Source organism: Niallia oryzisoli (assembly GCF_043641075.1).
Lineage (GTDB): Bacteria > Bacillota > Bacilli > Bacillales > Cytobacillaceae > Bacillus_BD > Bacillus_BD oryzisoli_A.
Map to the genome: position 1 here is coordinate 1,464,884 of NZ_JBHZRC010000001.1, position 12,721 is coordinate 1,477,604.

The 12,721-nt window shown below is 37.3% G+C and carries 13 protein-coding genes; 2 read left to right on the forward strand and 11 right to left on the reverse strand.

What is annotated here, in order from left to right; genetic code table 11:
• Positions 1–38 precede the first annotated feature (38 nt).
• The 4 genes from ACHUFV_RS07505 to ACHUFV_RS07520 all read right to left on the reverse strand — a co-directional run bounded on the left by ACHUFV_RS07505 (position 39) and on the right by ACHUFV_RS07520 (position 5,506).
• Positions 39–1,001: a PstS family phosphate ABC transporter substrate-binding protein gene (locus ACHUFV_RS07505; protein WP_394232962.1), complete on the reverse strand. Its 963-nt coding sequence runs from the start codon at positions 999–1,001 to the stop codon at positions 39–41.
• A 246-nt stretch (positions 1,002–1,247) separates the two neighbouring features.
• Entirely contained in the window at positions 1,248–3,353 is a 2,106-nt protein-coding gene (locus tag ACHUFV_RS07510; RefSeq protein ID WP_394233424.1) for a peptidoglycan D,D-transpeptidase FtsI family protein, read from the reverse strand.
• Positions 3,354–3,540: 187 nt separating this feature from the next.
• The gene (locus ACHUFV_RS07515) at positions 3,541–4,776 is read right to left on the reverse strand and encodes an MFS transporter (RefSeq protein WP_394232963.1); all 1,236 of its coding nucleotides are present in this window, start codon (positions 4,774–4,776) and stop codon (positions 3,541–3,543) included.
• A 121-nt stretch (positions 4,777–4,897) separates the two neighbouring features.
• A complete protein-coding gene (locus ACHUFV_RS07520) occupies positions 4,898–5,506 on the reverse strand; it encodes a superoxide dismutase (protein WP_394232964.1) in 609 nt (202 codons plus the stop codon).
• A 385-nt stretch (positions 5,507–5,891) separates the two neighbouring features.
• On the opposite strand from ACHUFV_RS07520, the gene ACHUFV_RS07525 reads away from it, so the two are divergent.
• A complete protein-coding gene (locus tag ACHUFV_RS07525; RefSeq protein WP_394232965.1) occupies positions 5,892–6,596 on the forward strand; it encodes a Crp/Fnr family transcriptional regulator in 705 nt (234 codons plus the stop codon).
• A 51-nt stretch (positions 6,597–6,647) separates the two neighbouring features.
• Here ACHUFV_RS07525 and ACHUFV_RS07530 read toward each other — a convergent pair whose 3' ends face one another.
• Positions 6,648–7,127, reverse strand: coding sequence for a DUF456 domain-containing protein (locus tag ACHUFV_RS07530; RefSeq protein ID WP_394232966.1), 480 nt, complete (start codon positions 7,125–7,127; stop codon positions 6,648–6,650).
• Positions 7,128–7,275: 148 nt separating this feature from the next.
• On the opposite strand from ACHUFV_RS07530, the gene ACHUFV_RS07535 reads away from it, so the two are divergent.
• Positions 7,276–8,052 (forward strand): DUF1189 domain-containing protein, encoded by a 777-nt coding sequence (locus tag ACHUFV_RS07535; protein WP_394232967.1) that lies wholly within the window; start codon positions 7,276–7,278, stop codon positions 8,050–8,052.
• A gap of 135 nt (positions 8,053–8,187) precedes the next feature.
• Here the strand turns inward: ACHUFV_RS07535 and ACHUFV_RS07540 are convergent, their stop codons facing one another.
• The 6 genes from ACHUFV_RS07540 to ACHUFV_RS07565 all read right to left on the reverse strand — a co-directional run bounded on the left by ACHUFV_RS07540 (position 8,188) and on the right by ACHUFV_RS07565 (position 12,711).
• On the reverse strand, positions 8,188–8,538 hold the full coding sequence (locus ACHUFV_RS07540) for a 2Fe-2S iron-sulfur cluster-binding protein (protein WP_394232968.1): 351 nt from the start codon (positions 8,536–8,538) through the stop codon (positions 8,188–8,190).
• A 72-nt stretch (positions 8,539–8,610) separates the two neighbouring features.
• Positions 8,611–9,291, reverse strand: a complete 681-nt coding sequence (locus ACHUFV_RS07545) for a GntR family transcriptional regulator (RefSeq protein WP_394232969.1) — start codon at positions 9,289–9,291, stop codon at positions 8,611–8,613.
• Between the two features lie 30 nt (positions 9,292–9,321).
• Positions 9,322–9,858, reverse strand: coding sequence for a chromate transporter (locus ACHUFV_RS07550; protein ID WP_394232970.1), 537 nt, complete (start codon positions 9,856–9,858; stop codon positions 9,322–9,324).
• Positions 9,855–10,454 (reverse strand): chromate transporter, encoded by a 600-nt coding sequence (locus ACHUFV_RS07555; RefSeq protein WP_394232971.1) that lies wholly within the window; start codon positions 10,452–10,454, stop codon positions 9,855–9,857. The genes ACHUFV_RS07550 and ACHUFV_RS07555 overlap by 4 nt, the downstream gene beginning before the upstream one ends.
• Before the next feature lie 101 nt (positions 10,455–10,555).
• The gene (locus tag ACHUFV_RS07560; protein WP_394232972.1) at positions 10,556–11,035 is read right to left on the reverse strand and encodes a GlcG/HbpS family heme-binding protein; all 480 of its coding nucleotides are present in this window, start codon (positions 11,033–11,035) and stop codon (positions 10,556–10,558) included.
• Between the two features lie 212 nt (positions 11,036–11,247).
• On the reverse strand, positions 11,248–12,711 hold the full coding sequence (locus ACHUFV_RS07565; protein WP_394232973.1) for an aldehyde dehydrogenase family protein: 1,464 nt from the start codon (positions 12,709–12,711) through the stop codon (positions 11,248–11,250).
• Positions 12,712–12,721 lie beyond the last annotated feature (10 nt).

Below are 12,721 nucleotides of genomic sequence, written 5' to 3' on the forward strand. Positions count from 1 at the left end.
CGGATTCACATCTTTTGATATTGCAAATCTTAAAATCCTTATTTTAAACCTTCAAGTGTTGATAATTGATCATCATAAGAAGGAAGTTTTACATAACCAACGTCTTCTGAAAGTTCTCCTGCATTTTCTAACGTGAATTTAACGAAATCATAAATTTCTTCTTTTTTCACTGATTCATTCTTAACATAGATGTATAGCGGGCGTGATAATGGTGAATATTCTCCGCTTTCAACTGTTTCATTTGTTGGTTCAACAGGTCCATTACCGCCATCAACCGGAACGACCTTTAATTTGTCCTTGTTTTCAGAATAGTACGCATAGCCGAAGTAGCCGATTGCGTTTTTGTCACCTGTAACACCCTGAACAAGGACATTATCATCCTCAGAAAGAGTTGCTTTTTCAACAAGCGGCTTTTCTTCTAAAATGACTTCATCAAAGTAATCAAATGTTCCTGAGTCAGTACCAGGAGAGTAGAATTTGATTTCTTCTTCAGGCCAGCCTTCGCGAATATCAGACCATTTTTTCACAGTTCCATCTTCAAGCCACATTTTCTTCAGCTCATCAATTGTTAAAGAATCAACCCAGTCGTTTTCCTTATTTACAACAATGGATAAACCATCCTTTGCAATTTCAAATTCAGTATATGCAATTCCAGCTTCTTCTAACTGTGCTTTTTCCTCATCTTTAATTGGACGGGATGCATCACTAATATCCGTTTCTCCTGCAATAAACGCTTTAAAACCGCCGCCTGTACCAGAAGAAGCAACAGACACCTTCATACCCGGCTGGACTAAATTATACTCTTCCGCAACAGCTTCCATGATTGGGAAAACAGTTGATGAACCATCAATATTTACTGCACCTTCAAACTGTTTCTCAGCTTGTTCAGTAGAAGTCCCCTTGCCTTCTGATTCTGTCCCGCTGTTTTGAGGTCCACATGCCGTTAAAGCCAATGCTCCAGAGATAGCAGCTGTAAGTGCTATGTACTTAAAACTTTTCATTTGTGTATTTCCCCCTAATTGTTCGTTGATTTTTGATTTGTCTCACAAGTTATACATTAAAGGTTTTCTGTTAATGATGTTTTAATGGTTTGTAAAGCTTTTGTAAATTCGCAGAAACGTGTATAAATTTGTCGAAGATGAGCAGTTTACATCATGATTTTTCATACTGTATTGAATGTAATATTCATTATTTTGCACAAAAAAAATCCTGCCATTCTATTCTGGCAGGATTCATTCATATATCATTTATTGCTGTGTATTTGTTTGTTCAGTTTGTTCAGTTTCTTCACCATTCTCAGTCTCCGAATTATCTTCAACGGTTGTACCAGCTGCTCGCTGTGCTTTTAATTCAAAGTACGTATCCATAACTCGCTCACCAATTTTTAAATTGGCTCTGTTGTCAGTCCCACCCGTATAGGCCCATGGTACGATGACCGCCATAGCAATTTCAGGATTTTCAGATGGAGCGTAGCCAACAAGACTTAAGTTCATGACTTGTGTCATTTTATATTTTTTTAGCGGACCATCATAGAAAGACTCGGCTGTACCAGTCTTTCCTGCAGGTGAATAGGCTTTGCCGCCAAAAAAGCCGTTTGCTGTTCCACCCTGCTCCTGCATTACCTTTTTAAACCCAAGTTGTACACGTTCAATCCATCCAGGCTCTAAATCCAAACGATTTAATACCTTTGGCTGGATTTCCTGCACAATTGGACCAAGTTCATTATCGAGCTGCGGCTCCCGAATCTCTCTTACCATATGTGGTTCCATACGGCTGCCGCCATTAGCAATAGTTGATACATATTGTGCAAGCTGCATAGCTGAATACGTATCATATTGTCCAATGGAAAGGTCCATCAAGAATCCTGGTAAAGTATTTGAACCTTTAAATCCGTTCTGCTCACCAGGTAAGTCAATTCCAGTTCGTACTCCAAGACCAAATTGTGCAAAGTGTTGACGAATTGTATTAAAGGCTTCCGTATTGATTGGAAGTGCTCCATGTGGAATATATTTTCCTTCACCTATTTTAATAGCTGTATGGAACATATACACGTTTGATGAATACTTTAGGGCATTAACATCGTTGATGGTACCAAAGTTCTTCCAGGATTTCTTGGGCCGAGGTGTCCCAGCAAGATAAAGTGGAGCATCGTAAAAACTTGACCCCGGTTTAATTACACCTGTCTGATAACCTGTTAAAATGGTGGCCCCTTTCACTGCAGAACCGACATTATAGGTTGTCGTGAACGTTCCCAGTGCATCGTCCTGCATTTCAGTTTTCCCTGTTTCCTCGTTTCTTTCAATCTTTTTCCCTGCCAACGATTTAATTTCACCTGTATTTGGGTCAATTAAGACAACGTAAGCACGATCTAATAAACCCGTTCCAGGGTACGATTTAGCTGACCAAAGTTCTTCTTCAATAATTTTTTCAACAGCTAACTGTAAATCCATATCAATCGTTAAGACAAGGTCCTTTCCTCTTTGCCCCTCTGAAATCACTTCAGTACTGACGATATCACCCGATTGATCAGTGATATTTTTCACCTTTGCCTTTTGACCGTGCAGTACATCTTCATACTGCTTTTCAAGATAACTTGTGCCAACACGGTCATTTCGACTGTAATCTCTTGATAAGTAATAGTCGATTTCTTCAGCCGGAAGGCCTTTATCAGAGGTAGTCACACCACCAAGAACAGAACGTAATGTATCGCTAAAAGCATAGGACCGTTCCCAATCCGTTGTTGTATCCACACCAGGTAGCAGATTCAGATTTTCACTTACAACGGCAAATTCCTCCGGTGTAACCTCCTTATTTTTTACAATTTGCGGCGTGAATTTATATCCACTCACAAACTCCCGATATATTGCAATAATCTCAAGTTCATCTTCTGTTAGACTATTTAAATCTTCTTCTGTAATACGATCAAGCGTCAATTGGTAGACCTTTTTATCATATTCATCATCTTCATATTTTACCTTCAGCTTTTCAAGTTCTTTTTCGGGAACCTTTTTTTCTGCTTCTTTTGGATTTGTCACGATCCAGTAATCCTTCATATCCCTTTCTGTTACTTTATTAGTATCTTTATGAATTAGTTTTGCTAGTCTTTCTGCGACTTGGAGCATTTCTTTTTGACTTGCTCCATTATTCGTATAGGTAATCGCATTTTCAGGAACATTGTCAACAACAATTTTCCCATTTGTGTCAAACATTTTCCCTCTTGGAACCGGATTATTGACAGTAACGTCCTCAGTTCGTTCAATTTCCCGTTTATAATCTTCTCCGTAGACAATTTGGACAACGCCAAGGCGGAGAATTAAAACTGAAAATAACAAGAACACAACAAAAAACAACATATTCAACCGAAAAGGAACTTGGGTCTTTTTCTTTTTCTTCTTTTTATTATCCAATGTGAAACACACTTCCCTTACTAATCCTTACTCATCGTTCTAATATTAAAAGAAAAACGATTAGAATACCACTAAAAAAGCTATTTCTTCGCGAGGTAATTAATTCAAACAGTAAGCATAAAAAAAAGAGGTCTTAAGCCTCTTTTCTTTGCGGCAGGTTCAGTCGAACACGCCTAATGAACAAATAAATCAGTGAGTGCCCCGCCCCTAAGGCTAGGAAAAGAATTGGAAGTCCTTGCTTTGCGTCCATCATTTTTACCATTAACATAAATAGAAGTATGGAAACAACTCTTCCGGAATTAAGAAAAATTTCTCGAACCACTATGTATTCGATTCTCATTTCCGCTGCTTTCCATCCGCTCCCAATTACATCATATGTAATAGAAAGGTATGGTACAAGGAGCAGCGGATAAGCAATGGCTATTGTAGCTGCATAAATAAGTAATTTTGTATACGTAACATCAAAGGCAATTAGAAAAATAGCTCCGTACAGCATCAACCCACCAAGAAGGATTGATTTTAAACGCTGTTCTTTCTTGATTAACCTTGAAACAGCAAAATAGGCAAGAAAAGACACACCCGAATTAATAAGTCCATAGGTTCCTAACGCCATTTCAGTCCCAGTCGAAAGAAAGACAAGCACTGAAATCATGAAGGCAAATATCCCTTCACGGAGTCCTTGGAAAAAATGCGCATTCGTCACCATTCTCCAATTTATACTGTGTTTTCTCTCAGTGAGAATTCGTTTAAAACAGTATTTTCCATTTGCAGGTCTTCGCTTTAGTGAAAAGCTTAAGAATACAGCCAAGGCAAACAGCCCTAATGAAATTCCAAAAACGATGGAATAGCCGCTGAATTTTTCTAATCTTGAAATGATAAAGCCGGCAGCAAATGGTCCAATCATTCCACCAGCAGACGTAAGTATCCCGAGAAAACCATTAAAAAAGTCTCTCGTTTCAGGTTCTGTAATTTCAAATGTTAAGACATTAAAGGCGAGCCAATAGAATCCATACCCCATTCCTAGTAGTGCACCAAGAATTAATAAATATTTAGATGCAGATGCCCCAAATGCCAAAACACTTAAATAAAAAAGGGCGAGAAAGATGACTCCGATCCTTAATACGATCACTCTGTCTATCTTTTTTGCCCATCTGCCGGCAAGAATAAAGGTAAAAGGCTGCGCTACAGTCACAGCTAAGTTATACAGTCCGATATCAAGCAGCTCTCCTGTCTGCTTCCAGAGAAAGATATTTACAAATGTATTGGACAGGGCTACACTCAAGGAATATAAGCCTCCAATTAACAGCAGAAGGGTTAAATCCTTCGTTAAGTCGATATCACCAATCAAATGTTTTTTTAATGTAGTCATAGAAAAACTCCCTTTTGTATCTAAAGGGTAGTTTTTACAATACGGCTCGAGTTATGCAAAAAACAAAGAAAGACCAGCAAAAGTTTCTTTTTGCTGGTCTTTCTTATTTGATTGCTATTAATTATTTTGCTGCTTCGTAACGTTTTGTAACCTCTTCCCAATTAATAACATTGAAGAATGCATTAATATATTCAGGACGACGGTTTTGATATCTTAAATAGTAAGCATGCTCCCAAACATCAAGGCCAAGGATTGGAGTTTTGCCTTCCATTAATGGAGAATCTTGGTTTGGAGTGCTTGTTACTTCTAGGCTGCCATTGTTAACAACTAACCAAGCCCAGCCTGAACCAAAACGAGTTGTTGCAGCTTTTGCAAATTCATCTTTAAAGCTTTCGTAGCTGCCAAATTTGCTGTTAATTGCTTCAGCAATTGCACCTGTTGGCTCTCCGCCACCATTTGGTGAAAGAATTTGCCAGAATAAAGAGTGGTTAGCATGTCCGCCACCATTATTACGTACAGCAGTACGAGCTGCTTCAGGAACAGCATCTAAATTTGCAATTACTTCTTCTACAGACTTCGAAAGAAGCTCAGTGTTACCTTCTAACGCATTGTTTAAATTTGTAACATATGTGTTATGGTGTTTTGTGTGGTGAATATTCATTGTTTCTTTGTCAATATGAGGCTCTAGAGCATCATATGCATAAGGTAATTGTGGTAATTCAAATGCCATGTTAAAATTCCTCCAAATATCTTTTTTATTTGTCTTTAGTTTGTTCACGAAAAATCCATAAACACTAAAGGTCTACAATTAGATTACCAAATTCATCTAATTTTTATCAAATAATACGACTTCATTTTTGACACAATTTTCTTTTTGTATTCATTAGGCTACCTTTTCCTGCAAATGGATAAAATTCATTAACAAGATATTATCTGACTATAATACCTTTCATAGTAAAAATTCGAAAAATTGTCATGAATCGTCAAATAAGCATCCTGTCAACGATATTAGTCATATCTATCAGTTTTCACTCCCATTAATTACCATACAGTTATTGAACCACACCCTCTTTTTTGATTTAATCAAGTTAGAAGGAAAAAGGGGTGCAGCAGCTATGTTTGAAGTAAAGGAATTAAACATTTCCCTTTATAGTCTATTAATACAGTACTTTATTGACAAAGAGCCCATACAAAGATTCCCTGCAGGCTCCTACTTATTTCAAGAAAAAGAAGAAGTGGAAAATATTTACTTGTTACTTAACGGAAGTGTTTCAGTAGGACGTGTTCATGTTAAAGGAAAAGAATTTATTCTTAAAATATTAAGCGGCGAAGAATTAATCATTGAGTATGAACTATTTAAACGAAAGCCTACTTATCACTTTTTCGCAAAAACATTATCCAATTGTGAAATGCTGGTAATTAAGAAATCGCAACTAGAAGAATATGCGTTAAGAGAACCGGATGTATTAGGCGCACTAACGAATTGGCTGAGTGTCCGCTATATAAAATCGATGATAAAATGTCAGGATTTAATTATGAATGGAAAAAAAGGCGGACTATACTCTATTCTTATTAGACTATGCAATAACTATGGTATTTTAACTGAAAACGGTATTCTCATTGACTTACCTATCACCCATCAGGAGCTGGCAAATTTAACATTTGGAACACGGGAAGTTATCCAAAGAATGCTAAAGGAACTCCGCGAAAAGAATGTTCTAATTTATGAAAACCAACGTTTTACAGTGAAGAATTTGGCCTATTTAAGGCAGGAAGTAGATTGTCAGCACTGTAGTAAGGAAATCTGCGGTATTAACTAGCATTCAAACAAAAACCGAGGGTGTAATAAGCACCCTCGCTGCTTTTTGTTATTAAATCACCCAAATAAAGTAAAGAATCATTACAAGCTGGATGATCCCTTTCGTCACCACACTGCTGATAAATCCTATTACAGACCCAAACCCAATTTTCACGGCTTCCTTCACAGTAGTTCTATGTACAACCAGCTCGGCAATCACAGCACCAATAAACGGACCAAGAATAATCCCAAGAAACGGAATGATAAAAGGACCTATAAGCAATCCGATTGTACTTCCCCACACTCCTGCTTTTGAGCCGCCAAATTTTTTTACTCCAATCATATTAGTGATATAATCTGCCCCGAATAATAGTAATACAAATAAACCTTGGATCACCCAGAAAATCCAGTTAAAAACATCAAACGAGAACAAAAAACCATACAATAGAAAACCAACAAAGATGAATAAAACACTAGGTATGATTGGATAGATTAATCCAACAAATGCCACAACAAATAAAAGGACTATTAATCCCCAATAAACATATTCCATATACGACCTCCTGCAAAAATACGACTCCTGTTTGTATACGATTAGAAAATGAAAATGATCTCATATTTTCACATTTTTTCTTTAAATTGTACATTTATAATGGGGAAGGTTACAATAAGAGGTGAATTTTTACCAGGGGTGTGCCAAAATGAATATATTTAAACAACTAATCATGAGTCTATACTCTCCAAAGGATATTGCAGCGTTTCGCCTGCAAGGGATTGGAAAAACAATCTTATTTGTATTTTTTTTAACTCTTCTTTCTGTGTTGCCTAGCATTTATTACTTTAGCACTTCCTTAATGACTGGATTAGATGCGATTGAAGAGACAGTTCAAAGTGAAATTCCTACGTTTTCAATCAATAATGGAGAATTAATAATGAAGGAAAACGCACCAATTACTATCAAAAACACAAATATGACAATCATTTTTGATAGTACAGGTACTCTTGATCAAACGGATGTGTCGCGATCTGAAAATACAATCTTTTTCTTAAAGAATGAATTAACATACAACTTCACAGGTCAAACACAAGCATTTCCGTATTCCATGCTTGGAGATACTGCAATCACGAAAGAGGATTTCTTATCAATGATAAACTCATTAGATTCTCTTTTACCAGTAATGATTCCTATAACTGTGATTGTTATTTACCTCATTTCAGCAGCCATCAAATTTATTGAGATAACTGTCTTAGCTCTCTTTGGACTTGCCCTAAAAAACCTGCTTGGAAAAGATATTCAGTACAATCATTTATTTCGAATGGCGGCTTACTCTGTAACACTGCCTACTATCTTCTTTACAATTATGGACAGCCTACATACGATTGTTCCTAGCGGATTTATCATCCATTGGTTTGTCGCTATTATGATGCTAATGCTCTCTATTAGGGAAATCCACTCCGTTCATGTAGAAAAAGACTAAACGAGTATGTAAAAAAAGAAACTCATCATAGCATATCTGACTAGGATAAGTTTCTTTTTTTTGCTCTATTTTTATTATGATGCTATCGTGACTAATAGGAACTCCACCTTTACTATCGAAAGCAAAGCGTCCTTTTTACTCTCCTGCTGGAACTTTTGCCTTTAATTTATCTGGTTTTCTTTTAATTACCGTTTTTCTAATTTCCTCATCCCATGAAATTTTAATATCTCCATTCGTTACGAATGTTTGACAGCCTAAACGATATCCCTGCTCGAGCAGCTCATCACCTAATTTTCTTCTTTCCTGCACTTTTACATTATCTAAAAACTCAGCGCCTTCTTCGATTTTACAAACACAATTACCGCAAATTCCTCCGCCGCATCGATTTGGCAGCTCCCCATCATAACGCAGGGACATTCTTAGAACACTGGAGTTTTCAGGTACTTCTATTGTTTTCTCGCTTGTCATAAAGTGAATTTTTGGCATAATGTATTTCCTCCCATTTATCAAGTAGAATACTTATTTTAATTTTCAGAAAAATTAACGCATAAAATCAGACTATTTTTTTAGTCTTTCTTTCAAATTATTCATATAGCTTGTGTAGGCCTTTTTTGAATTCTCTATATGAATTTTCATGAGATATTCTGCCATTTCTGCTTCTTGATTCCGTAACGCTGTCATGATGTTAATATGTTCTTTTAATGATTCTTTTCTTCTGCCTGGAGTTTCATAGCCCATATTGGCAGACATATGAATATAGTCAATCAGACCTGATAAGATCTCATACAGTTTTGGACTTTTGGAAGCTTTATTAATAAGATGGTTCATTTGGATATGTTCAAGATTGAAATTATCTTCATTTTTTTCTTCAATTACCTTTAATTCTTGGATTTTTAAATCCAAAACTTTTTGCGTTTTACTATCCATTCTTTGTGCTGCCAGCTTTACAGCAAGCACCTCTAAAGAGGATAGTATCGTAAAAACCTCAATCACTTGCTCCTCGGAAATATTGGATACCACCACACCTTTCCTTGGAACCGTTTTGACGTACCCCTGGGATTCTAAGCGAAACAAGGCCTCCCTAATCGGTGTGCGGCTGATGTTTAACTTTGCAGCAAGTTCTCTTTCAATCAATCTGTCCCCCGCTTTATATGTACCTTCAAGAATTAAGTCCTTCAGATACAGATAGGCATGTTCACGAACAGATAGGAGGCTGTTTTCTTTCCACTGTACTTCCATTCACTCCCCCCCTTACTATTGTGTTCCTAATCAGCTGCCTGATAGAAACACTCCGCCATATATTAGAGCACCCATTATTACTAAAGAAGGATGGATCTTCCATTTGATCAATGTCAAGAAGCTTAGCACTGTTAACAATAATAAATGAATAATTCCGCTGCTTTGAAAAGCTGTTAGAAAGAATTGATAGGCCATTACTGCAAGAAGTACAGCAATAATAGGTTGAACAGATTTTGTCATTAACTTAACTTCTGCTGAATCTTTAAATAAATCAACAAACTTAAATAGAATAATGACCGCAATCGCTGATGGTAAAATTGTTCCTGCAAGTGCAATAATCGCTCCTAGTACTCCACCTATCTCATAGCCAATGAACCCAGCAAGCTTTGTTGCGATTGGACCTGGTAATGCATTAGCAATGGCTAATAAATCTCCGAATTCTGATAAAGACATCCAGCCATAATTATTCACTACTTCATTTTGGATTAACGGTATCGTTGCGGGGCCACCGCCATAGCCTAATAAATTTGATATTAAAAATGCCAGAAAAAGATCCCAATACATCATAAGCTTTTTTCCTTTCTCTCAATAATGACTTCCGTTGTCTTAGCAGCCTTTTTCTTCTGTCGTGCAATGAAAAACGCTGAAAGTAAGAAGGCTCCTATTAAGATCCCTGGATGAATTCCGATGATTTGCATCGTAACAAAGGAAATAACCGTAAAGATGATCATTTTTGACAAACCTAAACCCTTATGCCCTTTTTTATAAAAGCTATAAGCCATTTCCGCTAACATAAAGCCGATGACAGGAGTAACACCTAGAACCATACCACTGACAATTGGTGAATGACGATAGGCATAAAGTACTCCTAATAATCCAATTAAAGCAATAATTGATGGCAAAATATGAGCAAGAATGGCAACGATCGCCCCTAGGCCTCCTTTAACTTTGTAACCAATATATGCAGCCATTTTCGTCGCAATTGGTCCCGGTAAAGTATTTGCCAGCGCCAACACATCACCAAACTCATCTTCTGACATCCATTTGTATTTTTTTACAACCTCATATTCTATTAATGGAATGGTTGAAGGTCCTCCTCCAAATCCTGTTAAACCTGTACGGGCAAATCCAATAGATAATTCAACGTAAGGATTCAACCTCATCTCCTCTTTTCTTAAAAAAAAATAACAGTCTTTCTAACGCTCTATTTAATAAGGACCTCATTTCACCATAAGAGATAGAATGAATGAGGTCCCAGCTATTCTTATTTCTTTATATCTGCATCAGTAATAACTTCATAGCCTTTGTCTGCCACTAAATCTTGTAATGCTTTTAGTGCAGCTGTACCTACTGCAGTATCCTGCTCGCCGTTACCACCGCTTATGCCTACTCCACCTACTACCTCACCGTTAACAACGATCGGGAAACCGCCAACGAAAATAGCAAATTTGCCGTCAAGCATATGTTGAATTCCAAATGCTTCATTACCAGGCAATGCTGGTCCATTTGGCTCTTTGTTAAATAAATGTGTGGAACGTTTGTGACCCGCAGCTGTAAATGCTTTGGCAATCGCAATTTCAGGACCAGTGATACGTGCTCCGTTCATTCTTTCTAGCGCAATGACATAGCCACCATCGTCAACAATAGCGATTGTTTCTAACACATTGATTTCTTCTGATTTCTTTATAGCAGCCTCAATCATTACTTTTGCTTCTTCTAATTCTAATTTTAAAGCTGTCTTCATTTTTGTATTCTCCTCTATCTGTTTTCTTATTAGAACTTAGTAATTGATTTCCGTTCAAGAAACTTCGCGCACCTTAGGGCGACCGCCGAGCCTCCTCGACACTACGTGTCTGCGGGGTCTCGACTGTCTCGCTTCTCCCGCAGGAGTCTTCGTGCCTTCCACTTCAATCAACCTTATTAATAAACAATTTGCTTTAACAATAACCTTCTTAATTAGTAGCCAACATAGACTGTTTTTACTTGTGTGAAAAATTCCAATCCAACTCTTCCGGATTCACGGAATGTTGAAGTACTTGATCTTTTCACTCCGCCAAATGGAGCATTCATTAGATTACCAGTTGTCGTACGGTTTACTTTAACCGTTCCAGCTTGTATATCTTTTGTAAATTGATGTGCAGTCTTTAGGTTATTTGTAATAATAGAAGCAGATAAGCCGTATTCTACATCATTAGCAATCTCAATCGCTTCCTCGTACGAATTTACTTCAATAATGGCAATGACAGGACCAAAGATCTCTTCTTTAGCAATTCTCATACTTGGACGAACATCGGTAAAAATAGCTGGTTTAACAAAGTATCCTTTACTATACTCACCGTCTGTCAGCTGCTCACCGCCATATACAAGTGTAGCTCCGTCTTCTTTACCAATTTCAATATAGTTCAGAACATTCTTCAGCTGCTTTGCATTTGCTAACGGGCCAATTTTTACACCTGCTTCAAAGCCATTGCCTACTTTTAGTGCTTTTGTTTTTTCTATTAATTTTTCAACATATGCATTTTTTACTTCCTTCAGTACAATCACGCGGCTCGTTCCAGTACAAGCCTGACCTGTTAAAGAAAAACCACCGTTAACAGTCAATGTAGCAGCCTGCTCTACATCTGCATCATCCATGACAATAATAGGGTTTTTGCCGCCTAATTCCATTTGTGTTCTAGTTGTAAATGAAGATTTACTATGAATATCTTCACCTGCTGCTGTTGAACCAGTAAAGGTTACAGCCTTAATCGCTGGATGGGTAACCAATAAATCCCCTACATCAGAAGCTTTCCCCGTTACTAGATTAATAACGCCTTTTGGTATACCTGCATTATGTAATGCCTCAACAAGACGTACTGCTATAAGAGGGGTATCTGATGAAGGTTTAAAAACAACAGTGTTACCTGTAATTAATGCTGGAGCAATCTTACGAGAAGGAATCGAAATAGGAAAATTCCAAGGAGTAATGACACTTATAACCCCAAGTGGTTCTCTCTCAGTTGAAACTTTCATATTTGGATCATCATTTGGAAAGGTTTCTCCAGTAAAGGTTTGCCCTTCTACTGCGTAAAATCGTAGTGTTTGAGCTGAACGGATCACTTCATTCTTAGCATCTGAAACATGCTTTCCTTCTTCTCTAGTTAATTCTTCAGCAAGAGCGTCTGCATTCTCTTCAAGGATAGCAGCAGCTTTATTTAAGATAGCAGCACGTTTAGAAGGAGACGTAGCAGCCCAGCTTGGAAAAGCTTCAATTGCTGCATCAATAGCTTGCTTTACATCTTCTTCATTAGAGGCTTGAAAATTCCCAACAATATCTTCCGTATTAGCTGGATTAATATTGGCAAATGTTTTTTGACTTACAGATTCTGTCCATTCACCATTAATATAGTTGCTGAATGTTTCTACTTTTGTTGTAAGCACTCTATCACCT

Excerpts from the sequence above, each read along its gene's own strand:
- ACHUFV_RS07505 (WP_394232962.1), bottom strand. The coding sequence starts at position 1,001 with ATGAAAAGTTTTAAGTACATAGCACTTACAGCTGCTATCTCTGGAGCA.
- ACHUFV_RS07510 (WP_394233424.1), bottom strand. The coding sequence starts at position 3,353 with ATGTTGTTTTTTGTTGTGTTCTTGTTATTTTCAGTTTTAATTCTCCGC.
- ACHUFV_RS07515 (WP_394232963.1), bottom strand. The coding sequence starts at position 4,776 with ATGACTACATTAAAAAAACATTTGATTGGTGATATCGACTTAACGAAG.
- ACHUFV_RS07520 (WP_394232964.1), bottom strand. The coding sequence starts at position 5,506 with ATGGCATTTGAATTACCACAATTACCTTATGCATATGATGCTCTAGAG.
- ACHUFV_RS07525 (WP_394232965.1), top strand. The coding sequence starts at position 5,892 with ATGTTTGAAGTAAAGGAATTAAACATTTCCCTTTATAGTCTATTAATA.
- ACHUFV_RS07530 (WP_394232966.1), bottom strand. The coding sequence starts at position 7,127 with ATGGAATATGTTTATTGGGGATTAATAGTCCTTTTATTTGTTGTGGCA.
- ACHUFV_RS07535 (WP_394232967.1), top strand. The coding sequence starts at position 7,276 with ATGAATATATTTAAACAACTAATCATGAGTCTATACTCTCCAAAGGAT.
- ACHUFV_RS07540 (WP_394232968.1), bottom strand. The coding sequence starts at position 8,538 with ATGCCAAAAATTCACTTTATGACAAGCGAGAAAACAATAGAAGTACCT.
- ACHUFV_RS07545 (WP_394232969.1), bottom strand. The coding sequence starts at position 9,291 with ATGGAAGTACAGTGGAAAGAAAACAGCCTCCTATCTGTTCGTGAACAT.
- ACHUFV_RS07550 (WP_394232970.1), bottom strand. The coding sequence starts at position 9,858 with ATGATGTATTGGGATCTTTTTCTGGCATTTTTAATATCAAATTTATTA.
- ACHUFV_RS07555 (WP_394232971.1), bottom strand. The coding sequence starts at position 10,454 with ATGAGGTTGAATCCTTACGTTGAATTATCTATTGGATTTGCCCGTACA.
- ACHUFV_RS07560 (WP_394232972.1), bottom strand. The coding sequence starts at position 11,035 with ATGAAGACAGCTTTAAAATTAGAATTAGAAGAAGCAAAAGTAATGATT.